Origin of the sequence: Paenibacillus sp. FSL H8-0282, assembly GCF_037963825.1 — a bacterium.
Classification (GTDB): domain Bacteria; phylum Bacillota; class Bacilli; order Paenibacillales; family Paenibacillaceae; genus Paenibacillus_AQ; species Paenibacillus_AQ odorifer.
Genome location: NZ_CP150146.1, coordinates 6,468,538 through 6,492,563, shown reverse-complemented (window position 1 = coordinate 6,492,563; position 24,026 = coordinate 6,468,538). Strand labels below are relative to the sequence as shown.

15 protein-coding genes are annotated in these 24,026 nt (G+C 45.0%); 12 read left to right on the top strand and 3 right to left on the bottom strand.

The features are described 5' to 3' along the window. Positions 1–321: 321 nt before the first annotated feature. The 4 genes from NST94_RS28190 to NST94_RS28175 all read left to right on the top strand — a co-directional run bounded on the left by NST94_RS28190 (position 322) and on the right by NST94_RS28175 (position 4,202). Positions 322–1,239 carry a prenyltransferase gene (locus NST94_RS28190; protein ID WP_036682043.1) on the top strand — a complete coding sequence of 306 codons (918 nt, stop codon included), beginning with the start codon at positions 322–324 and terminating at the stop codon, positions 1,237–1,239. Positions 1,240–1,274: 35 nt separating this feature from the next. After that, positions 1,275–2,051: a DUF6081 family protein gene (locus NST94_RS28185; RefSeq protein ID WP_076278293.1), complete on the top strand. Its 777-nt coding sequence runs from the start codon at positions 1,275–1,277 to the stop codon at positions 2,049–2,051. A 38-nt stretch (positions 2,052–2,089) separates the two neighbouring features. Continuing rightward, entirely contained in the window at positions 2,090–3,043 is a 954-nt protein-coding gene (gene menA / locus NST94_RS28180; protein ID WP_076303571.1) for a 1,4-dihydroxy-2-naphthoate polyprenyltransferase, read from the top strand. Positions 3,044–3,206: 163 nt separating this feature from the next. After that, complete coding sequence (locus NST94_RS28175; protein WP_076179214.1) at positions 3,207–4,202, top strand: Gfo/Idh/MocA family oxidoreductase; 996 nt, start codon at positions 3,207–3,209, stop codon at positions 4,200–4,202. An 88-nt stretch (positions 4,203–4,290) separates the two neighbouring features. On the opposite strand, the gene NST94_RS28170 is transcribed toward NST94_RS28175, so the two are convergent. After that, the gene (locus tag NST94_RS28170) at positions 4,291–5,646 is read right to left on the bottom strand and encodes a dicarboxylate/amino acid:cation symporter (protein WP_036682429.1); all 1,356 of its coding nucleotides are present in this window, start codon (positions 5,644–5,646) and stop codon (positions 4,291–4,293) included. Between the two features lie 357 nt (positions 5,647–6,003). Here NST94_RS28170 and NST94_RS28165 point away from each other — a divergent pair, with 357 nt between their 5' ends. From NST94_RS28165 to NST94_RS28145, 5 genes are all read left to right on the top strand, one after another. Next, entirely contained in the window at positions 6,004–6,774 is a 771-nt protein-coding gene (locus tag NST94_RS28165) for a hypothetical protein (protein ID WP_339281491.1), read from the top strand. A 73-nt stretch (positions 6,775–6,847) separates the two neighbouring features. Next, positions 6,848–10,576: an S-layer homology domain-containing protein gene (locus NST94_RS28160; RefSeq protein WP_339281490.1), complete on the top strand. Its 3,729-nt coding sequence runs from the start codon at positions 6,848–6,850 to the stop codon at positions 10,574–10,576. 684 nt (positions 10,577–11,260) lie between these two features. Further along, positions 11,261–12,067, top strand: a complete 807-nt coding sequence (locus tag NST94_RS28155) for an ABC transporter ATP-binding protein (protein ID WP_036682032.1) — start codon at positions 11,261–11,263, stop codon at positions 12,065–12,067. Then, positions 12,060–13,718 (top strand): hypothetical protein, encoded by a 1,659-nt coding sequence (locus NST94_RS28150; protein ID WP_076182000.1) that lies wholly within the window; start codon positions 12,060–12,062, stop codon positions 13,716–13,718. Before NST94_RS28155 ends, NST94_RS28150 begins: the two co-directional genes overlap by 8 nt. A 233-nt stretch (positions 13,719–13,951) precedes the next feature. After that, a complete protein-coding gene (locus NST94_RS28145; RefSeq protein WP_038573706.1) occupies positions 13,952–15,967 on the top strand; it encodes an EAL domain-containing protein in 2,016 nt (671 codons plus the stop codon). Between the two features lie 77 nt (positions 15,968–16,044). Here the strand turns inward: NST94_RS28145 and NST94_RS28140 are convergent, their stop codons facing one another. After that, positions 16,045–17,742, bottom strand: a complete 1,698-nt coding sequence (locus NST94_RS28140; protein ID WP_076179211.1) for a methyl-accepting chemotaxis protein — start codon at positions 17,740–17,742, stop codon at positions 16,045–16,047. Positions 17,743–17,985: 243 nt separating this feature from the next. Here NST94_RS28140 and NST94_RS28135 point away from each other — a divergent pair, with 243 nt between their 5' ends. Next, positions 17,986–18,417: a MarR family transcriptional regulator gene (locus tag NST94_RS28135; protein WP_081383180.1), complete on the top strand. Its 432-nt coding sequence runs from the start codon at positions 17,986–17,988 to the stop codon at positions 18,415–18,417. Between the two features lie 112 nt (positions 18,418–18,529). Here NST94_RS28135 and NST94_RS28130 read toward each other — a convergent pair whose 3' ends face one another. Further along, the gene (locus tag NST94_RS28130) at positions 18,530–20,395 is read right to left on the bottom strand and encodes an LTA synthase family protein (protein WP_339281489.1); all 1,866 of its coding nucleotides are present in this window, start codon (positions 20,393–20,395) and stop codon (positions 18,530–18,532) included. 281 nt (positions 20,396–20,676) lie between these two features. Between NST94_RS28130 and NST94_RS28125 the strand changes: the two genes are divergently transcribed. Beyond that, complete coding sequence (locus NST94_RS28125; protein ID WP_076182003.1) at positions 20,677–22,989, top strand: helicase C-terminal domain-containing protein; 2,313 nt, start codon at positions 20,677–20,679, stop codon at positions 22,987–22,989. 53 nt (positions 22,990–23,042) lie between these two features. After that, positions 23,043–24,011 carry a Gfo/Idh/MocA family oxidoreductase gene (locus NST94_RS28120; RefSeq protein ID WP_076219739.1) on the top strand — a complete coding sequence of 323 codons (969 nt, stop codon included), beginning with the start codon at positions 23,043–23,045 and terminating at the stop codon, positions 24,009–24,011. Positions 24,012–24,026: the final 15 nt, after the last annotated feature.

The window sequence follows — 24,026 nt, the reverse complement described above, 5'->3', positions numbered from 1 at the left end:
CCATTATTATATATAGTTTTACGCTCTTAAAAACAGCCCGTAAGGGGTGCTGTTCATAGGCTTGCCTATCATATCATATCGGTATGTGCTTGCCTATAAAACAACACTCATTTTTTGTCGTAAAATAGGGGTCCTGCGTGAAATAAGGAATTGTTTACATTTTTATCTTCCATTATCAAGCTACTTAACCAAACAAACGGAAGTATTATGTCAAGAATAGACATTATATGCAGTGATAATCTTCACAATCTATTGAAAATTGATGTATAATAGTCAGTGATAATTATTATCAAATCATATGAAAAAGGCGGTAAGCTTGAAGTGAACAAATGGACATTATTTACCAAGGCGACCCGGTTTTGGAGTTTTTCTGTTATGCTCATCCCGATTGTTTTGGGGACCGTTGGGGCATATGTATGGGAAGGGACATTCCATCCGGTTTTATTTATTCTTACCTTAATAGGGGCGATTTCGGCGCATTTGTTCTCCAATATGGTGAATGATCTGTGGGACTTCCGCAACGGAACCGATACAGAAGCAAAGAATTCCGCTGGTGAAATCAGCACAAACTCCGGGCTACTGACAGGTGGGATCCTCTCGGAGTCTTTTTATGCAAGGATGACCTGGAGTATGCTGGCGATTGCCCTTATCTGTGGTGGGATTCTTAGTATATATAGCGGTTGGAATATCCTTTGGTTTGTACTTGTTGGTGCTTTAATCGCTTATTTCTATGTGGCTCCGCCACTGCGTTATGGCTATCGCGGCAAAGGCTATAGTGAGATGGCCATTTTTATTGCTTTTGGGATTATGCCTGTATTAGGCTCCTATTTCGTACAAACCGGTCAGTTTAGCATGAAGCCTGTAATTCTCTCGCTGCCTGTCGGATTTTTAACTACATTATTGTTGTTTAATCACCATTTCCTACATTGGAAAGCGGATGAGCAGGCGGGTAAGCTTACGCTTGTTGTAGTATGGGGAGAACAAAAGGCGCTTGTATTCTCACGTGTACTTCTTTTTACTGGCTACGCTTCGGTGATAGTCTGTGTGCTGTTGGGTGTACTTCCTGTTTACGCACTGTTGGCGCTGGTTACAGCTTTCTGGCCGCTGCGCATTTACAGTAGTCTGAAGCAACATAATGCTTCGCCGGCTTATATCCCGCTGATGGGTGCTTCACAAAAAGCCTCCGTACGCTGCGGAGTAGTAATGGCAATAACTTTATTAATTCAAGGCTTGATCTGATACTAATAGATGGACTACAGAAGGAGTGAGCTTTCATGGAAAAGAAGGACAAGGAATTGACGTCAGAAGAACAACAAGTTAAAGGCAATCGCATGGTTCTTGGGGATTTCCACTCCATTTTAGAAGAAGGAAAGGTCTGGAAGACGGGTGGATTTACACTGCCTGACGGATCATTTTGGGCTTACCGTGAGCCGGAGGCTGTAGTTATCGTTCGTAATGATACCTTGTATGTACGTGCGAAGTTATCTCGTGAGAACCATCAAGTGCAAATTCTGGACAATGCCAAGCACATGTATTATTCAGCCAAGCCAGTGGAGATTCCGGAAGCTGGAGAGATTAGCATTGAGCTGCAAATTCGTTGCCGTACACAAGGAACTGCACCTGGAGATCTGTATGATGGATATGTATCGCTGAACCTGCTGGATTTCACGACAGGCGCTGCGCTTGATTTCTTCGCGGGAAATGACAAATACGCTAGTGTATATGGTATATTGCCATTCCCGGGTGTACAAGTGCCAGAAAGCACTGGAACGAAATATTTCTGTATCTTTAAAGAAGATACGGATTTCAAACCACGGGAATTCAATACGTACCGTATTACCTATCACCGCGGCAATGATGAGGCTGTATTCTATTTGAACGGCAAGGAAGTACGCCGCGAGAAAAATATACCGCTTAAATTCAATAACTTCACTGTAGCGCTCGGAATTATGACAGAGAAGGATCTGAGTCCTGAAGGCAGTGTGTCTGTACATGGACAAACAGTTATTGCAGAATGGTCCCCAGTGACGGTTACAACAACTGAACAGTAATGCCTTGCAGGCTCATTTGACAGATAAGGGTGTATGGTGTGAATATTAAAAGCTTTCTAAGATTTGTGGAGCTGCCGACGAAGGTAGCCAGTATTATTCCGTTTCTAATGGGAACGTTGTATGCCCTGTACCGGTTTGAGGATTTTTACGTACTGCGTTTTGGATTGATGTTCGTGTCTTTGCTTAGCTTCGATATGGCGACGACGGCGATTAACAACTATTACGATTTCAAAAAAGCCTCCAAAACCCACGGCTACGGCTACGAAACGCATAATGCGATTGTTCATTTTAAGCTAAAAGAGCGCACCGTCGTGGCGACGATTGTTATTTTGCTGGCGCTGGCAGCAGGGGGCGGGATTGCGCTTGTCACTCAGACGGGTTTGCTGGTCTTTTTGCTGGGTGGACTGTCGTTCTTGATCGGTATACTTTATTCGTTCGGGCCGATTCCCATCTCGCGGATGCCGTTAGGTGAGCTGTTCTCGGGTTTGTTTATGGGCTTTGTTATTATTTTTATCTCTGCCTATATCCATACGGATGAGCATGTGGTTTCACTGCTGCTTCAGAACGGCTGGGTCAGCTTGAATATCAACATCGTGGAAGTGCTGTACCTTTTCTGGTTTTCCGTACCCGCTATTCTGGGGATCGCAGGGATTATGCTCGCTAATAATATTTGTGATATTGATGAGGATGTGGAGAATCGCAGGTACACGCTTCCGGTGTACATTGGCCGCCGCAATGCGCTTGTGCTTTTTAAATATCTCTACTATGTCTCTTATCTGGATCTTGTAGTGCTGCTGATCTTAGGGATTAACCCTATTCTGGTTCTGTTGATCCTACTTACGCTGATCCCGCTTCGCCGAAATATTGCCTCGTTCACAGAGAAACAGGAGAAGGCGAGTACCTTTATTCTTGCCGTCAAAAACTTCGTATTGATGAACCTTGCGCGTATAGTTGTGCTGGGTGCGGCTGTGCTGTTGAATGCACTAATATAAACATTCATATTTTATAAAAAAGCAGTGTCTATCGGGGTTGGAGCTCCTTTTGGCACTGTTTTTTTGCAATTTGCAGGCTTCTTTCTGTTAGAGAAACGTTTCATTCTATGATAAGGTGGCTTTAAGTATAGTAAGTAATCTATAAGGAAGAAGGTTAGCAACGATGGTGCAAAAACTTCGCTGGGGAATCATGGGCTGTGCGCAGATTGCGACAGGTTCAGTGATGCCGGCTATAATGGATTCGGAGACGGGAATGATTACAGCGGTAGCCAGTCGCGGTTTAGAAAAAAGCAGCGCTGTAGCCGCAGAGTTCGGAATAGATAAAGCTTACGGCAGCTATGAGGAATTACTGGCGGATAAGGATATTGATGCGGTGTATATTCCACTGCCAAATCACCTCCATCGGGAATGGGTAATCCGTGCGGCGGAAGCTGGCAAACATATCTTATGTGAGAAACCGATCGCGCTGAACAGTGAAGAAGCGGCTGAGATGGTAAAAGCTTGTAATGATGCTGGAGTCCATTTGGCAGAAGCTTATATGTATCGGCATCATCCTCGGATTGCGGAATTGCAAGAGATTATCGCTAGCGGTGAAATTGGCGAATTACGCTCCATTCGAGGCACTTTTACTTATAATGACGCTACAGATACCTCTAATATTCGCTTTAAATCCGCTTGGGGCGGCGGCTCGCTTTATGATATCGGCTGTTATCCGCTAAGTGCAGCACGACTGCTGTTCGGAGCTGAGCCAGAAGCCGTAACAGTTCATGCTATGTTCTCTCCGGAGCATGACAATGTAGATATGATGGCTTCAGGGCTGGTAGAGTTTCCGAAGGGGCTAAGCCTGATTTTTGATTGCGGGATGTGGGCATATAACCGCCAGCTGTTAGAGATTCTGGGGACCGATGGAATGATTGAAGTGCCTATGCCTTTTAATGCTAGAGATGAGGATGCTGAATTTTTTGTGCATACGGGAGAAGGGGTAAGACGGGTTGATGCCACCGGGGCGAATCCCTATACACGGGAGGTCGATGATTTTGCCGCCGCAGTATTTACAGGAAAAAAATTATTTGCACCTGAGGATGCAGTGCTGGGCATGCAATTGATCGAGACTTGTCTAGCTTCTGCTAAAAAGCGGGAAAGAATTAGTATGCTATAAGAAGATGAATCCAATAGGAATCTATGCAAAAAAAACCTCCGGGCGCTCTGCTTTACGCAGATTCCGGAGGTTTTTACAGTTTCAGCTTTTAAACGGTGCTCAAGAGAATATCATCGTCATCATTGCTATTAAACGCTTCGCGGTCAAATTCACCTTCGGAATTAGCTACTAACAGAGCTGTTACAGCTGTTCCAGTTGCGTTTACAGCGGTACGGCCCATATCGATGAGCGCTTCAACACCTGCAACGATAGCGATTCCTTCAAGCGGCAGGCCGAGAGCAGTTAAGACTACTGTGGTGGAGATTACGGCTGGTCCAGGTACGCCAGCTACACCAATGGAAGAAATAATACTTACTAATACCAGTGTAATATAGTCGGTCCAGTTCAGATCAATACCGAATACTTGGGCGGTAAATACAGCCACAATAGCTGGCCAAATCCCACCGCACGCATTAAAGTTCACAGATGCCCCTAACGGTGCGATAAAGCTCGCGATCCGCGGGGAGACATGAAGCCGCTTCGTAATCACTTCTAGATTGACCGGTAGGGTTGCGTAGCTGCTTCTGGTTGTGAAGGCAACGGTAATGGTTGGATACACTTTGCGGAAGAAACGAATTGGATTCACCTTCGCTACTAATAGAACCAATCCGCCAAAGATAAGTACAAAATGTATAATCATTGCTACGTACGAGGTTATAATTACACTGCCTAGCTCCTGCAACGTTTCCCAGCCATAACGTGCGGTGATTCCGGCAATCAGTGCGAATACGCCATAAGGCGTCAGGCGAATAATGAATTTCACAACCTGATGCAGTATCAGTGTCAGGGATTCAATAAGATCACGTACAGGCTTGACGGCTTCCGGTTTCTTGGAGCCAATCTTGATTATAGCCACTGCTAGGAAGATCGCGAAAATGAGTAGAGGCACAACCTTACCCGTAGCTGCTTCATTAACAGGGTTAGAGGGAACAAGATCCAGAATAACCTGGGAGAAGGTCGGGATTTCACGGGCTGCAAAATCTGCGGGTACATCTTGTTGTATACCTTGGCCGGGATTGAACAGCAGCGCAACGGATAGGCCGATAATAGAAGCGATGCCCGTTGTTCCGAGGAACCAGGCGAAGGTTTTGATCCCGATTTTGCGTAGATACTCCAGATTGGTTAAGGAAGAAATGCTGTTTAATACGAGTACGAATACTAAAGGAATGACGAGCATGCGGATCAAGCTGACATAAATGCTGCCGAATGTGCTAATAGCTTTGGTCTCTAAATCGAAGTACTGAAAGAATATACCGGCAATAAGTCCGATGCCAAGTCCGATGAGTACCCGGGTACCAAATCCAATTCGTTTACGTGCCAGTAGAAACAAAATTGCAAACACAAATATGGAGGCGACAAATCCATACCAGTTCGTTTCGATGGCGGATAATAAGTTGTTATCTATGTTCACTACCAATACCCCCTTAAACCTAGTTTTTTAATGTGATTAATCCTATTGAGATCAATCTATATAGAATTTATAGTAAAGTCAATGTAATTATATGTTAAAAATAATTAATTCCGATAAAAACCATGTGAAAAATAAAAATTGATTGACAAGGCACTATGGCATGAATAATATGGAACTTAATCACAAGCCAATTGGAATCGACTGGACAGCCGGAGATTCAACGAAAGACGCGTAAATTGCGTCCCGTTGAGTCTCTTTTTTTTTTACTTTAGAGAAGGGAGAGTTACGGATTTAAGGTACAAGAATGTAGTGAAGGGGTTTCTTATTTTATTTGAAAAGGATGGTACACATATGAAAAAGCTTTCGATCTCTTTGGTTGCCGCCGCTATTGTCTTCTCCGCATTGACGTATGCCGCGGTATCCGCTAACAAAAAAACAGCAGAGGCAGCACCCATTCAAGAGAGTAGTAATACAGCAGTAACCGCAGCAGCTTTACCAGCAGCTACTTCTGCGGCAGCAGTTGTTGTTCAGGCAGAAGCTACTGCAGCTGCTGTAACAGAAGCTGTCCAGCCGGAAGCTTCGGCTCCAGCAGCTGAGACAGTCACGGCAGAAGCGACTACGGCCCCAGCCGCAGCTGTTGATTCTGCGGCGAAGGTTGTGGCTTCAGCAGCTCCAGAAGCGGTTGCAGCTCAGCCTAAAGCAGCTGCCTCCCCGGCTGCGGACACCGATAAGACGGCAACAGCTGCAACAACGGTATCTGCATCTGTTAAACCGCAAACCAGCGCAGCAACGCCTGCGCCAACTGCTGCGCCTACGACTGCTCCAAAAGCAAACGTAACCGCTAAAGCCGTTCAGCCGACTGCCGCTCCTGTTGTATCTGAACAGCCTAAGGAAACCGCAGCTCCCGTAGCAAAAGCAACGGAGACACCTTCCAAAAAGGCTATAACCTTCTCTACCACAGAGGTAGTTAAGGCGACCCCGGCTCCGGTAGTTGAGTCTTCTCAACCGAAAACATCGTTTTCTGCACCTGCATCTACAGTCAGCGCGCCAGCAGCTGCTCCAGTGGAAACGGTTCAGGCACCCGCACCGGCACCAGCCGCTGAGGAAGAGGTTTGTCCTTGATGAGCAGCAGGCTCATTCAGGATTCCTTTCAGCCCATTCATCCCATAAACCTATTTAAGGCGAGGTGCACATAATGATACGACCATTAACCTTCAAAAAAATTGTAACGCTGTTGCTGGCAGCCTCCCTGCTAATCCTGCCTACTCAGGCAGGGAGAGCTTATGCTAATTCGGATACCGCAGAAGCGATAACCTCTTCCCAAGGCGGCGTTAACCAGTTTGACTATTTCAGTCATGTCTATGACCGTCTAAATGATGCTAACCATGTATTTAAAACAGCGACGTATGAAGATATCGTTCATCTTTTTGAGAGTGAAGGCACATACGCTGTTCTGGTTGGCGGCGCTTGGAGTGAGAATACACAGGCCGATATCGGCTTTATCAACGAGGCAGCCAAGGAATATGGCATCTCAACGATTTATAACTTTGATACTAAGCTGGACGGGGACACCCTTCAGATTGCAGACAGCAATAATAAATTTGCCTATAAATATGTTGATCTGGTCAACAAGTATTTGAAGAATTTAAATCTGTCTTCCAAAGATGATCCAGAACGCAATGTCAGCTATACCAATAAAAACGGGGAAGTTGTGACTGCTAACAAGCTCGAGTCTCCATTCTTATTGGTATACAACAAGGATCACAAGGATGCACAGGGAAATAGTGCTCCTGTCGTATCCTATCTGGATAAGAGCTATTCGTGGAATGAGTTCCTGACGAACGGAACACTTGATGCGGCGAAGGTTAATGCGTATAAAACATCAGTAAGTGAGGTGCTGGGTGCCGCTTCCCGATATGACACTATCGACGAGTCGGCTTATATCAAGGCTGCATTTAATAAGAACTATGAAGGGGAAAATGAGGGCAAACCTACGATCTTCAACGAAGCGGATGGCACGCTTGTTTATGAACATGTGACCTATCATCAGCTGAAGCAAATTTTAGCGAGTGAGGGAAACTATGCGATTTTGTTAGGCGGCTCGTGGTGCCCTAACACGCAAGCGGTGATTAAATATATCAACGAATATGCCAAAAAACATAATATCCATAAGATCTACTTCTTCGACACTAAGCTGGATGCTGGTGTGACCGTTGCTGAGCCTAATAACAACAGCGGCACTAAGGGCAGTGCGAATCCGCATAATAATAATGAGCTTCAGATTAGAACCACCAATCATCCGTATGCGCAGCTTTATGTTGATCTGGTTCGTACTTATCTGACTAATATCAAGACCGAAAACAATACAGCTGCTAAGCCAACTGTAATTAGTTATGTAGATGGACTTGGAAACACCGTGAGCGGAGACAGACTTCAGGTTCCATATCTGTTCACTTATAACAAGGACAATAAGGATGCAGGAGGCAAAAACACACCGATTCTAGGGCATGTTGAACTTATGTACAGCTGGACGAATATCCAACCGGATTACGTGCAGGCTAATTACCCAATCGGAGCCAGATACAATAACACTACAACAGCGCTGGATAAAATATTCTCCAGACTCGAAGCTGTGCCGGCAGGACTTACGGGTGTAGCACCAACTGCAGCCGACAATAAGGATGGGCAAATTGTAGGCACCAGTTCAGCATTGGAATTTAAGCTTGCTGTAGACGAGGCTTACACCCCAGTTTCGGGATCAGCCATCACAGGGCTTGCACCTGGTGTTTACAAGGTAAGATATGCCGCAACATCGGGCTATCAAGGGCCAACCTCCGCAGCTGGACCCACAATCATTCCTTATGATGCTGGCGAAGACGTAAGTGTGGAAGTTCCTGCTTACACCCATCAACAAGCAGCTCCGATAGGACTGGTAGGCGTAGCACCTACTTCTGAAGCTAATGATGATGGGCAAATTACGGGTTCAGCGGAAGGACAGGAGTATAAAGGCGTTGGAGAAGCTGATTATAAGCTTGTAACAGGTGCGGCTATCACTGGTCTTACTCCGGGCTTCTATAATGTGCGATATGCGGCAAAAGAGGGATACAGCGTTGGTAAAGACGCTACAGTTGAAGTCCCGGCATATGGTGAGCAAGCGGCACCTACAGGATTAGTAGGTGTAGCACCAACCAGTGCAGCTAATGACGACGGTAAAATTATAGGAACTACGAAAGCACTGGAATATAAGCTGTCTACCGTTACCGATTATGTCTACGCATCAGATGTAGAGATCGTTGGACTTGTGCCGGGTATCTATCAGGTAAGATACGCAGCTAAAGAGGGATTTAACGCGGGTAGAGCAGCAGATGTAATCGTTCCAGCATTCACTGCGGAACAAGCAGCCCCAACTGGGTTACAGGGAGTTGCTCCTACCTCAGCAGCGAACAACGATGGAAGAATTACGGGAACCACGACAGCCTTAGAATATAAGCTGTCGAGTGTAACTAATTATGTGTATGCACCAGATAAAGAAATCACAGGATTAATACCGGGCACGTATCAAGTGAGATACGCAGCCAAAGAAGGTTATAAGGCAAGTCCAGCGACTGACATTGTGGTTCCGGCCTATGTGCCTATTTCAGATCCTGGAACAGGTGGAACAGGTGGATCGGGTGGCGATTCTACACCGAGCACGACTACACCAACACCATCAGCAAGCCCGCAACTGGTTGCTACGGCAACAGCAGGGAATACCGTGAACCTGTCAGCAACAGCGGCAACTAAAACGGATAAAACCACAGGAGTTACTACTGCTACGATCACAAAAGAAACGGCTGCTGAATTTGTGAGTCTCGCTAAGAAGGCAGAAGCTGATGGGAAGAAAGCTGTTCTTGAAATTAAAGTTGCAGCTACTTCGGATACTCAAACAGCTGATCTTATACTTCCAAGAAGCATAATTAATGAGTTAGCCGCCGGAACGAAGGCGGAGATTACCATTGATTATGAGAATGTGGGTACGATTACGTTTGATGCCAAATCATTGGCGAGCATTAGTGCAGCTTCAGATGCCGGAGACATCATTATTAGAATCGCGAAGGTGTCATTAACGGCAGAAGGCAAGGCTGTTCTCGGAGACAGACCGGTTTATGACTTGTCGGTTATAGCGGGTGAAAGCACGATTTCCACCTTCGGTGGGGGCAGTGTTCGTGTCAGCGTACCGTACGTGCTGCAAGCGGGAGAACGGTCAGATGCAGTTATTGTGTATCACATTAACAGCACTGGAAGCTTGGACAATGTACGTGGAAATTACAATGCCGCTAAGGGAACTGTAGATTTCGTAACCACACATTTCTCCCAATATATTATTGGATATAATCAGGTGAGCTTTGCAGATGTTCCAGATGCATCGTGGTATAGCCATGCAGTAGGTTTCTTAGCAGCACGCAGTATCACATCTGGTACGGATGCTGAACATTACAGTCCGAATGCTGCAATCACTAGAGGGCAGTTCATCGTCTTGTTGCTCAAGGCTTATGACATCACACCGGATGCCATTGCTGCTGATAATTTTGCAGATGCAGGCAATACGTATTATACGAATTATCTTGCTACAGCTAAACGTCTTGGGGTAGCAACGGGTTCGGGAGATAATCAATTCCAGCCAGATATTCAGATCACTAGGCAGGAGCTATTTACACTCTTGTACCGCTCGCTTGTAGCGCTAGGTGAACTGCCATCTGAGAAGACAGCGGCCACGCTTGCCGGCTTTAGTGATGCTGGACAGATCGCTGGTTATGCACAAGAAGCCCTTCAAGCGCTGGTAGAGAGAGGCGTAGTGACCGGAGCGAACGGTAAACTCAATCCAAAAGAAGTCACTACAAGAGCAGAAGCAGCACAGGTTATTTACAATTTGCTATCCAAATAATCAGCCACTAAGACATAGCGGACGTCACGTAAGTAGCGTTCAACTATGAATGCGGCGACTCGGCTTGGCTAAGACAGCAGAGCAGCGATTCCTCTTTTATTGGAGTATCGCTGCTCTGCTTTTTTGTTTGTTAGCAGGCTGGCTGGTTGCCCTTGCCCTGTCCGCTTGCCCTCATGCCCGCTTGATTCAGCAGTTCATTCATTATCGGCGCGGCTTTCGGACCCAGATGACGTTATTTTCCACTTTCCAGCCTTTGGGGCATAGTTTCGGACTCCAGCGACGCTATCGCGTATAAAAAGGTGCGTTTAGGGTGTTTTTCATGCTGATAGCGACTATGGGGTCCTTTAGCACTCCAAATGTGGTAAAAAGCCGCGTATAAGGTCAGCTGTGTCCGATAGCGTGTTCGCTCTCTTACTTATAAATGCTACCCGACCAAACGTACGCTGATCTTAGTCTGGTTTGCTCAAATAGAGGGGGTGCCAACAGCCATTTCGTGGCATCGGTGGTGCGGCCTTTCGCTATAAATCTCTAGTGGGTGGCCTAATGGCCACTCTTTTTTAACTAGACATAAGATTAGCAGACTAAATCATGGAAGAGGATTCTACTAAATGATACAATTATTGTAATTACATAAAGTAGTAATATTTCACATTATTGATTAGTTACTAGAAAGGGGACTGAGATATGGGTTTAGCTGACGATCCGGTCATAGCGATTTCAGGTTTATGGATGAACTATACAGACCGAATGGTGCTAAAGGGAATTGATCTTAAGGTATATAGAGGACAAATTATTGGTTATATCGGCCCTAACGGGGCAGGCAAGAGTACAACGGTGAAGATTATGCTCGGTCTGGTAGAAGGATATAACGGTAAAGTGGAGATTTTCGGTAAGGATATTGCCGATGGAGATGTTTCTTACAAGAAACGTATAGGTTATGTGCCGGAGGTAGCCGAATTATATGATAGCCTCACTGCAAGAGAGTATCTAACCTTTGTTGGCGAGCTGTATGGGTTAGGTCGTGCGGAGGCGGACTACAAGGCCAAAAAATTAACTACACTGTTAGGTTTGGAGAAGTCTTACGATATGCGGATTTCTTCGTTCTCAAAAGGGATGAAGCAAAAGGTGCTGCTTATCTCCAGCATGCTGCATGACCCTGATATTTTATTCCTGGATGAACCGCTGAGTGGTTTGGATGCTAATAGCGTGATGATAGTGAAGGAGATTTTTGCATCGCTGGCAGCAAGGGGGAAGACCATTTTTTACTCCTCACATATCATGGATGTGGTTGAGAAAATCAGCAGCCGGATCATTTTGATTGATGGCGGGGATATTGTGGCGGACGGAAGTTTTGCAGAGCTGAAGGAGAAAGGCCGTGAAGGGACGCTTGAAGATATTTTCAATCAATTAACCGGATTTGATAAATACCGTGATATCGCTGGTGAATTTGTTGCGGTCATGCAAGAGCAAGAGGTATCCTCTTATGACTGATTTCTTCGTGCTGAGGCTGTTGGATAAGCTGCGGGGTGCCTTTATAAGATTTGGAGTCGATTACGACACCATGCGGAGTATTTTACAGATCAAACTGACCATGGACGGAAGAAGAACGCCTACAGCGCTTGCAGGTATGCAGAAAAAGGAGAGCGCTAAAGAAGGTTCACCCTTGCGATTACAGTGGATTTATTTACTGTTTGGTTTAATATTAATTCCGCTAACGCTATCCAACGATCACTATATGCTGCAAATGAGCTTAACCTTTGGGATCATTATGTTTTTTGTCTCCACAACCCTGATCTCTGACTTTTCTTCAGTAATGCTTGATTTACGTGATAAAAATATTCTTTTTTCCAAACCCGTCAACCGTACCACCTTAAATATGGCCAAAACCATCCACGTTCTCCTCTACTTAGGGACAGTTACATTGTCGATCACTGGTCCATCTTTGGTATTTAGCCTATTTAAGCAGGGGATCGCTTTTTTTCTGATGTATGCGGTGACAATTGTCTTGTTAGACTGTTTTATCCTCGTAATAACTGCACTGCTCTACCTGATGATCATGCGTTTTTTTGATGGGGAGAAGCTCAAGGATATTATAAATTATACGCAAATCCTTTTGACGATCGGAATAATGGTGGGCTATCAATTCATCTCCCGGTTGTTCAACCTCACTGAGCTTGGCGCTGCTTATCATCCTGCTTGGTGGCAGTACTGTATTTTTCCGGTTTGGTTCGCGGCTCCGTTTGAACTGTTGCTTGGTGGAGCGAGAGAACCCTATTACTTCATTCTTTCAATGCTGGCTTTGATAACCCCACTTGTACTGATCGCAGCCTATATTAAGCTGATGCCACAGTTTGAGCGGAATTTGCAAAAGCTGGCGGAGCAAGGCTCCGGTGGAAAAGACAAGGGCCAGATCGCAGAGTGGCTCTCCCGCAGAGTATGTAAGGAACCGGCAGAGGGGATTTTCTTTCGGTTTACTTGGTCCATGATGAAGAATGAGCGCGATTTTAAGCTGAAGGTCTATCCTGCACTTGGCTTTTCTATCGCATTCCCGTTTATTTTTATATTTGGTATATTGCAGAATAGTTATGATGGTTCCCTTAAAGGTTCAAAAGTGTACTTGTTAATCTATTTCTGCACGATGTTAATGCAGACTGTAATACAGATGCTACGCTACTCTACAAGTTATAAAGGAGCTTGGATTTATAGGCTGATTCCTTTACCCGATAGCACGCCTATTTACCGTGGGATGCTTAAGGCGGCATTGCTACGGCTAGTCTTGCCTTTATTTGCTGTAGATGCGGTATTGTTCATTCTGTTGTTCGGTGTGCACATTGTACCTGATTTAGTAGTGGTATTATTCGCCATGCTGATTTTCTCAGTCATCTGCTTTCGTGTTTACCCCCGGAGCTTACCTTTTTCAGAGCGTTATGAGGCAGCCAAACAAAAGGATTATACTGGAGTCGCCTTCATGCTTATGTTTTTGCTGATGGGGATGGCGGGTATTCATTATGTCTTCACTTTATTTACCGGAGGAATTTACATCTATCTGTTAGTTCTGGTAGTTTTGAATCAATGGTTATGGCGAAAGACCTTCCCCAAAACCCCATCAACCACAGGTCACATATCCAACTTTCCGGGGTGAGTGAATGCGTCAAATATGGACATTTTTTGCCGACATAAAAAAAGGGTATAAATTCCAGTATTTTCTTAGACAATCGGCTGAATACAAGGTAGAATACATCTAAAGTTGCTTTTCAGGGATAACCTATAATCTTTACGCACTCTTCCATTTATCTGATATTCGTGTACTGATTTTTTACTTGAGAAATACGCTGCAGCGATTACGGTATTCAAAACCGGTGAAGAGGTTAACTAATGGATAAAATGGGAATCCACTATAACGTTTGGATTGTTTTACTATCATTTGCGCTAGCGGCGACTGCAGCTTATTCCGCGCTGAATCTGATCTCGCAAGTCCCTCGTTCGTTTGGGAAAGTTCGTCGCTTGTGGTTAATATCGGGGGCATGTGTACTCGGCAGTGGCATATGGTCGATACATTATGTAGGGATTATGGCGAGCCGTTTTCCTTTTAGCGTGAATTATTATCCAGGCAGGGCTGTATTATCGTTATTGGTTGGTGTGTTGTGCTGCTATTCGGCATTCCGGATTACGTTTGTGCCACGTTTAAGAAAAAGTTGTTTAATAGTTAGTGGTGTTCTTCTAGGCAGCGGAATTTCGGCTATGCATTATATCGGAATGTCCTCCATGAAGATCGCAGCGGAGATTCATTATGAGATATGGACTCAGACATGTGCTGTAATCCTCGTTATGCTCTCGTCTTTTATCGGATTATTTCTATTTCACAAGTTTAAAGACTATGTGGGTTTTAACCGCTGGAAGTTATACTCTGCTCTCTTTATCGGATTTTCGGTGACTGGATTGCATTATACGAGTGTAAGGGCGACTCATTTTGAATATAACGGTCTGCTAGGCAATACAACTTTTTTTATGGAGACTGATGTTATTCTTTTAATGGGAGTGTCCTTGGTAACGCTATTTATGCTTGCGATTTCTGGTGGTGCTGTATTTCTGGACCGGCATGTGCTGGAACGGATGGCTTATTATGATCCGCTAACTGATCTTCCGAACAGGCATGGCCTGGTACGTTATTTTAAAGATGAATTTTTCGGGAGTAGATCTGGCGCCGTATTTTTTGTGGATCTGGATCGGTTTAAGTCGATTAATGATACGCTTGGACATGATATAGGGGACTTGTTACTGCGAGAGGTCGCTATAAGATTAAGACGCTCTGTAGGAAGTAAAGGCAAGGTCTTTCGTTTGGGCGGAGATGAATTCCTGATCGCTCTTCCAGATTGTACTGTGGAGGATGCGCAAGAGGAAGCAGAGCACATTTTATATGAGCTTAAGAAATATTACAGTATTCAAGGTAATGAGCTATATGTTACTGCAAGCGTGGGGATCAGTATGACCCCTATGCATGGAACTGACCGCTCAGCGTTAATGAAGGCAGCCGATACAGCTCTTTATACCTCTAAGGATTCGGGTAAGAATAAATTCAGTGTGTTCGATCAGGAGATGAACCGCCATCAGCTGCGACGGATGTCGCTGGAGAAGGATCTTCGTAAAGCGCTGGCACGCTCCGAGTTTATGGTTGTGTACCAGCCGAAATGGGATTCGTATATGAACGTTACCGTGGGTCTTGAAGCACTGCTGCGTTGGCGGCACCCTGAACATGGGATAATCTCCCCGGCTGAATTCATTCCCATTGCAGAGGAAACGGGACTGATTGTCCCGATTACCTATTGGATGCTGCATGATGTATGCAGCCAGAACATGCTTTGGCATAAGGAAGAGATAGCAAATGTCGCAGTCTCTATTAATATGTCAGCACGGATGTTTGAGGGCGGGGGCTTATACGATGTTGTAGAAGAAGCACTCACACGTTCAGGTCTAGAGCCGCATTTCCTTGAACTGGAGATTACAGAGTCCATTGCGATGAATAACATGGAAGAGACGGTTGCGCAGCTCTCCAGACTTCGGGCACTTGGGGTAAGGGTATCACTGGATGACTTTGGGACAGGCTTTTCATCCCTTGGTAATTTAGATGAGATTCCAGTGAACACACTCAAGATTGATCAAGTGTTTATTCGTAAGAGCAAGATGCATTCCAAGAAAGCCATTATCAGTAATATCATTGCGATTGCCACCAATCTTAATATGGAGGTCGTGGCGGAAGGTGTGGAGACACCAGAGCAGATTGAGCTGCTGCAATCCTTAGGCTGCAGAGTGATGCAGGGTTATTATTATGGGCGGCCAATGCCGGTGCATGAGCTGGGCCAGTGGTTTATAGCGAATACAGCAGTATCGTAGCAGATGATCTCAATACATAGAATAAGGGGCTAGCGTCTAAGCAGAATATCTCTGCTTGGATGCTAGCCCCTTTGCTATTAAGAAACCTTAAAGCGTTCAATCAGAATTTGCAGCTTCTCAGCTAGGGAGGACAGGAAAGCTGCTGCAGACTCAACTTCCTCCATTGCGGCAAGCTGTTCTTCTGAGGAAGCGGATAATGTCTCTGCACTGCTGGCTGTCTGATTAGCAACATTTACGATATTCTGAAGGGTTGTAACGAGACGGTCGGAGATCAGCGAAAGCTGGCGAACCGTTCCTGAGATCTGCTGGCTTTGTGAGGCCATTCCCGAGACAGACATTTCAATCTCCGAGAAGGACTGGCCTGCCGTGGCAATCATTTCTCTGCCGTGCTCCATCTCTTCTGTAGAGCGTTTCATAGTTTCTCCTGCCTGATCCATTTGGTTTACGATGATGTTGACCAGTTGGCCAATTTGCGCAGCGGAATGGGCTGAGCGCTCAGCAAGCTTACGTACGGAATGGGCAACGACCGCAAACCCTCTTCCCTCTTCTCCAGCTCTTGCGGCTTCAATCGCTGCATTCAGGGACAGGAGATTGGTTTCTTCTGCGATGCTGGCAATAGTACCCACGATATTTTCAATTTCTTTGGAATAACCACCCAAGGTTTCAATAATGAGTGCTAGGTCGGTAATACTGTCACTTACGACTCTCATCTGCTGTGTGGTGGAATCCATTGCCTCACGGCCTGTACGCGCTTTATTAGCGTTGCTGACCGCATTATTCATTGCGTTATCTGCATTGCCTGCAATCTCTGTGATGAAATGAGATAGGTCTTGTACAGACTTATATTCACCCTCCATATTCTGCAGCTGCGAATTCGCGCTATCGGCAAGCTCAATCGTAACATTGACGCTATACTCACCGGCCCGGTTGGTTTCCTGCGCACTGGCGGAGAGCTCTTCGGAAGAGGAGGCTACCTGCATGGAGGTCTCATTGACCTCGGTAATAAGTAAGCGCAGGCTTTGGGTCATGTCATTGAAATCACGGGCTAATGTACCAATCTCATCCTTGCTGTTGAATAAAATAGGATTATGAGTAAGGTCGCCCTGTGCAACAAGATTGACCCCTTTGGACAGCTTCGTTAACGGACTAATCATTCGGCGGATTAACAGATAAGCTGCCACAATAGCTATAACCAGAATGGAAGCACCGATAATAAAAGGCTGAACAATGATATCTTGAGTTCGTTCTTGAATTATGGAGCCATCGAAATTAATAGCCATCAGCGCAACTATAGGTTTAGACGGATCATGATCCTGATAGATGGGGCCGTACCCTGTCTTAAGTGAGGTACCTTCGTATGTATAAACCTTGGAGTAGGAGGAATGCTTATGCTCAGTAATCATTTGCTTATCTTCATCTGAAAAATAAAAAGTATCGCCTGCTTTATAACCTCTAGCTTGGAAGCTTGAATCTGCGGCAAGTACTTTTCCGTCTAAGGATAAGATGAATGCCTCTTTAAAAATAGCTTTATGTGCTACAATCCAACCGATTCGATCCTCTACAGCCTCCAGTTTACTTTGATCGCCTGCCAACAATGCGGAAATGTCTGCGGGGTCAATCAGGCCGGTTGTAATATTAGCGCATCCTACCAATTCGATACCTGCGGCTTCGTCTACTTGCTTATAAGCTGTACGGTATCCGAAAAACCCGATGGATGATCCTACAAGAAGTAAGACGACGAACATCATCCAAGTTAATTTAGTTGCTAATTTCATTCTTCGCACCAACCTTGACAAATTATGTTCTCAGTGATAATAGCTCTCACCTCTACGATTATATCGTATTGATATGCTTATAACCTTACATGGAATATAGTATTTCTGTGTCGGAAATTGGGGAATCGTGGAAGTTTGCGCTTTCCATCATGCTTTCAATGGTTTAGTAGACAAAACCATTGAATCATAACCAGTTCTAATGGTACGCTTGAGTTATTAAAAACGGATTGGGGTTGAACAAATATGCCACATCAAATAGATCCGTTAATAGATCGTCTAGGACTATCCATGTGGAGAGTACAGCGTAAGATTATGTCTCAAATGTCTTTGCACAAAGAACTCGGACTTACGGTGCCACAGATGGGTCTGTTAAATATGATAGCGAAAGAAAAGAAGTCGCGGGTGGTACAGCTGGCAGAATGTATGGAGGTCAAATCCAGTGCGGTGACGGTGATGCTGGACCGTTTGGAGGTGCTGGGTTATATCAAACGTGAGCCGGATGGGAAGGATCGGAGAGCGGTTGTAGTGACGATCACCGAAAAAGGTCAGCAGGTGCTCGAAGAAGGACATTTCCGGTCGAAAGAACTGCTGGCGGAGCATTTATCCATACTGAAGCCCGAAGAACTACGCAACTTTGCAGAGTATTACCGTATGATCGAGGACCAGAAGCGTTAGTCAGCTAAGCTTCGGAATGGATATCTTTATAAAAACAGCAGAGCAGCGGTTCTCCTTATTGGAGAATCGCTGCTCTGCTGTTTTTGTTCGTTGGCTGCCTACGCCCTGTAATTTATTGTTTAGGTTGTTTGTCAGGCAACTGAGTGATATAGCTGTGGGAAAGCTGTAAAAGCCTCAAGGCACGGTTATATTCGTCTTCAGTGGCACTCGGCGTTGTTCCATTGTTATAAATAGAGTACTGAGTGTTGTCTTCAAAGCTGTTACCAGGAATAAGCAATCCTGAGCTGGCAATGAATGAACCAGAAGGTAAATAATATCGTTCTGGCAGCAAATTATAAGTCTGACTGAGTAGATCTTGACCAAAATATACGTTATTCTCTAATGAAATCCCAAGCAGACTGGCTGCGGTTGGCATGATATCTACTTCCCCGCCTACTTCGTCAATGGTCTGCGATGCTACGCCAGCACCTGCATGAATAAGCAGAGGGATGTTCATCATATCCGCATAACTGTATTCATGACCATAGATTTCAGTCATCAATTCTTTATCATCATGATCGAGGGAATAAATCGGCAATCCCATATGATCTCCATAAATCATGATTACACTATTGTCCCAGACACCATTTGCTTTTAGCTCTTCTACAAAATGTCCAAAAGCATCATCCGCATAGTTCTGGGAACGGATATAGTCACCAACAAAAGTACCTTCATAACGCTCCGGCAGCTTCATGCGGTATTTTTCTTCCGGAATAGTAAAAGGGTGATGCGCTGACATTGAAATGACTTGAGCGTAAAAAGGCTGCTCCTGTTGGTCCATTTCTTTTAGTTTATCGGCTGTCTTACTGTAGAGCGTATCATCAGAAGCTCCAAAGAAGAAGACATCATCTTCACCAAAAAATTTGCGGTCATAATAATGATCGAAGCCGAGGGAGTCATACAGCTCGCCGCGGTTCCAGAATTCTACGACATTGGTGTGGAAGGTTGCAGTCTGATATCCATTTTCTTTAAGCACGCGTGGCAGACTTGGAAGTACCTTATCCACATAAGACATCGTTGCCGCTCCACGTGGAGGGATGTAGAAGGAAGTGTTAACTACGAACTCTGCATCCGACGTATTCCCTTGGCCAACCATTTGATAGAAATTAGGGAAGTAAAGACTGTCCTTCATTACCTTGTTCAGGTTCGGTGTAATTTCTTGACCGTCTAATTTAAGTCCCAGCAAGAAATTCTGGAAAGATTCCATTTGAAGAATAATAAGGTTCTTGCCTTTAGCGATGCCTTGAAGTGGAGAACTAGCCGCAGTATTAATCCCCTTCAATTTGTTGATGGCATCCTGTGTAATGTCACTTGAATCGACTAGCTCAGGCTCTTCTTTAGCGAAGATCGTATAAGCTTCATAATTAAGAATTCCCATTTCTTGAGCTTTCTTAATTTCGTTCATACTGGCCTTATTAGGCAAGATGTTGAACAAACATAAAGCAAGTGAGACTGCAAACAGAACACTATACTTAAGTTTTCCGCCACGGCGGTGGTTGATATTCTCTTTCTTATAGACCCGGCCTTTTTTATTAAAGAAGAAATAGACGCCAAGAATAATGATGTCTGTAAAAATCAGCAGGTAGTATGGATCCATTAGTGAGAATACGCTGTTGCTGACGGCGGTGACTTGATTCACCTGCTCCGCTGCATGGTAAGTCACAATAACACCGTAATATTTAAAATACATAATGGCTGCGAAGAAAATGGCTGTCACTAATAAATTTACGGTCATGTAATATCCGAGCTTGCGCTTGGAACCAAAACGTTCAATGATACAGAAGAGCGCCCAAGCAAAGGGGATTTCAGTTAATAATGATTTCCAGGGCAATATATCGTCAAAGATTACGCTCCATGCCAAGAAAGCTTTTAGAATAAAAATTATTGTGAAAAACACAAAAGGTTTAACGATCCACTGTTTAAAGTTAAAGGATGACACAGCTTCGCCTTCTTTCTACATGATAAAACGCCATTTCCCGGCTAGGAAGAAACAGCGCCCAGACAAAATAATTCCATAGTAATAAAATTTATTATGCAGGGCTAGCTATAGAATGTCAAAAATCGAGAACCTAAGTATAAGCTTAGTGGAGCGCGTAAAGTTGAACACAAAGGGTTGAAGCTGACGCTCCTGCTCTCATGCAGGGTTATACAACGAATTCAGGACTAAAATGGCAATTGGGAACAAAAGGATATATGGATAATAAAAGGAGGTGATGCTGGATGAGCTCTACAGTAGCTTTATCAGTTAGAACTCTCGTTGAATATGTTTTTCGCAGCGGAAGCATTGAACCTGGCTTTCATGGAACGGGCGCTATGGTCGAAGGCACAAGAATTCATCAGAAGATCCAAAAGCAATATAAGGAAGGTGACCGCAAGGAGGTTTATTTGAAAACGGAGATTCCTTATGGAAACCTGCTTTATGTTGTAGATGGGCGTTGTGATGGATTGCTTGTCTCGGAGGATGGGAGCTTTACGGTCGAAGAAATCAAATCAACCTCCGGACTGCTGGATTTACTGGATGAAGGACATGAGGTTCATTGGGCACAGGCGCTGATGTACGCATATATGGTGGCTCTGGAGCAAGAGCTTTCTTCTATTCAGGTTAAGCTTACCTATGTCCACCGGGCCACTGATGAGCAAAAAAGCTTGTACCGAACGTTGTCTTTTGAAGAACTGATTTCATTTGTGAATGACACAGTGGCTAGATATGCTCCATACGCTGAGATGATGGTTCGTCATGATGCTAAGAAGGAGCAGAGTCTTCGGGAGTTGAGCTTTCCGTTCTCCTCTTATCGAAAGGGACAACGTCATTTTGCAGGAGCTGTATACAAGTCCGTCGTGGAAAAGGTCAGTCTGTTCGCTCAAGCCCCCACAGGTATCGGGAAAACAATGTCGACGTTGTTCCCTGTCCTTAAAGCGATGGGCGAAGGACAAGCTAAAGGATTGTTCTATTTAACGGCAAAGACGGTTACCCGTTTTGCCGCGCAGGAAGCCATCTCGCTGTTGCTAACGCAGGGTCTTCAGCTGCATGTCATCACACTTACCGCTAAAGAGAAGGCCTGTTTTCGCGAAGAGGGGATATGTGGTAAGGATTCCTGTCCTTATACGGATGGTTATTATGACCGGATCAACGAGGCATTAATGGATCTGTTAGAGCATGAGACGCTGATGAGCAGAGACACCCTTGCACTGTATGCTCACAAACACAAAGTGTGCCCATTTGAGTTCTCGTTGGATGCAGCCTATGCCTGTGATGCTGTGATCTGCGATTACAATTATATATATGATCCTCGCATCAGTCTGAAACGGCTAACAGAGGAAAGAAAGAGAGAAACGGTACTTCTAGTAGATGAAGCACATAATCTGGTAGACCGGGGACGAGAGATGTTCTCCGCCTCTTTGCTGAAAGCCCCTTTCCTGGAAATCCAGCGCCAATATAAAGAAATGAACCGGAATTTGAGTACAGCCGCTAAATCGGTGAATGCTTTTTTCATCTCCCTTCGCAAAATTTGCAATGAAGAGGGGCAAGGGCAGTGGGACTCGTTCCCGGAGGAGCTGCCGGCTTTGCTTGAGATATTTTCTTTGGAGGCGGAACAGGAGCTTATTCACCCGAGCTCCAGTATTGTCTCACTGAATGGGGAAGGAGAAGGGGAAAATGTCCTCTTGGATACCTATTTTGCAGTTCAGGGCATGCTCCGCACCTTTAAGACCTATGATGAACGCTACATTACCTATGCGGAGGTTCGTAGAGGGGATGTCTATCTCAAGCTATTCAATTTGGATCCCTCGCATCTGCTACGGCAGATGTCCAAGAGCTTTCGCAGCCAGATCCTGTTCTCAGCTACACTTTCTCCATTATCTTACTACCGGGATATGATTGGTGCAGCGGAGGAAGATTACAGTTTAACCGTGTCTTCCCCTTTTCAGAAAGAGCAGTGGGAAGTTACCGTCTTACCTGTCTCCACACGTTATCATGACCGGGAAGCCTCCCTAGTTCCGTTGACTAAAGCACTGAGCCAAATGGTCTCTAAAAAGGGCAACTATCTGGTGTTTTTTCCTTCGTACCTCTATTTGCAAAACGTATATCAGGCCTTTACGGAGTATTACCCTGAAATCCGGACATTGATGCAGGATACTGGCATGAGCGAGCAAGCTAGAGAAAGTTTTTTAGCCGCATTTAGTCCAGATAATGACGAGACGTTATTGGGATTTGCTGTACTAGGAGGGATTTTTTCAGAAGGTGTGGATCTGCCAGGGGATCGCCTCAATGGGGTTATGGTTGTTGGCGTTGGCCTGCCACAGCTTGGTCTTGAACGCAATCTGCTGCGTCAATATTTTAATGCCAGAGGAAAAAATGGCTTTGATTATGCCTATGTCTATCCGGGAATGTGTAAGGTACTCCAAGCCGGAGGCAGGTTGATTCGCAGCGAGACGGATACGGGCATTATCGTGTTGGCGGATGACCGTTTTTTGCAGAGTCCATATATGCATTTGCTTCCCGAAGAATGGAGAGATTATCTTATACGCTCATAAGAGGTTATAATCTACGAAAGGGTATTCATAATCAATCGGCAGGAGGAAATAATATGACAATAAAAGTGGGTATTGTGGGTACAGGTTGGTTCTCTAAGGTACATGCTGATTTGCTGGCGGGGATGGCTGATGTCCAGTTGCAGGCAGTCTGTGGAAGCAGTAAAGCCAAAGGCGAAGATATGGCACGTCCATATGGAGCTGCTGGATATGGTGATATTACAGAGATGTTGGATGCGGAGAAGCTTGATGCTGTTTATATCTGTGTGCCTCCACAATCTCATGGTGCGATTGAACGTTCATTAATCAAGAGGGATATTCCTTTTTTTATAGAGAAGCCGCTTAGTATGACTACTGAAATTCCTGCCAGCTTGCTGCAAGATATTAAAGAACATAATTTATTGACCTCGGTAGGCTACCATTTCCGCTATCAAGAGAATGTTAATAGGCTCAAGGAAACACTACGTGGTGACAAGATCGGTATGGTCATGGGCCAGTGGATGGGCGGCATGCCGGGCGTAGCTTGGTGGCGTGATCAGGAGCAATCCGGAGGACAGTTCACCGAGCAGACCACTCATATCGTCGATTTGGTGCGTTATCTGGCAGGAGAGGTAAAAGAAGTATACGGCATGTTCGGAAATCGAATTATGCATGAGCAGCATGAAGGTGTGAGTGTAGCCGATGTAGGTACCGTATCTCTGAAGCTTGAGAATGGAATCATAGCTAATATTTCAAATACATGTGTGCTGCCTGATCCGGTAGGAAGTGTAGGTCTTAGTTTCTATAATGATCGGGGATTGCTGGACTGGAACCCGGATCGTCTCTTGGAAGTGCGAAGTGGCAATAGCACCGAATTTGAAAACACAGGAAATCCATATTTAGTGGAAAGTGAAGCTTTTCTGTATGCTGTACGGACAGGAGATCGTTCGCGTATTCTCAGTGACTATGAGGATGGATTCAAGACGCTTAAAGTAACTTGTGCGGCTTACGAGTCCGCACAAAGTGGACTTCCGGTTAAATTCTAAGTTCGGATTCTTAAA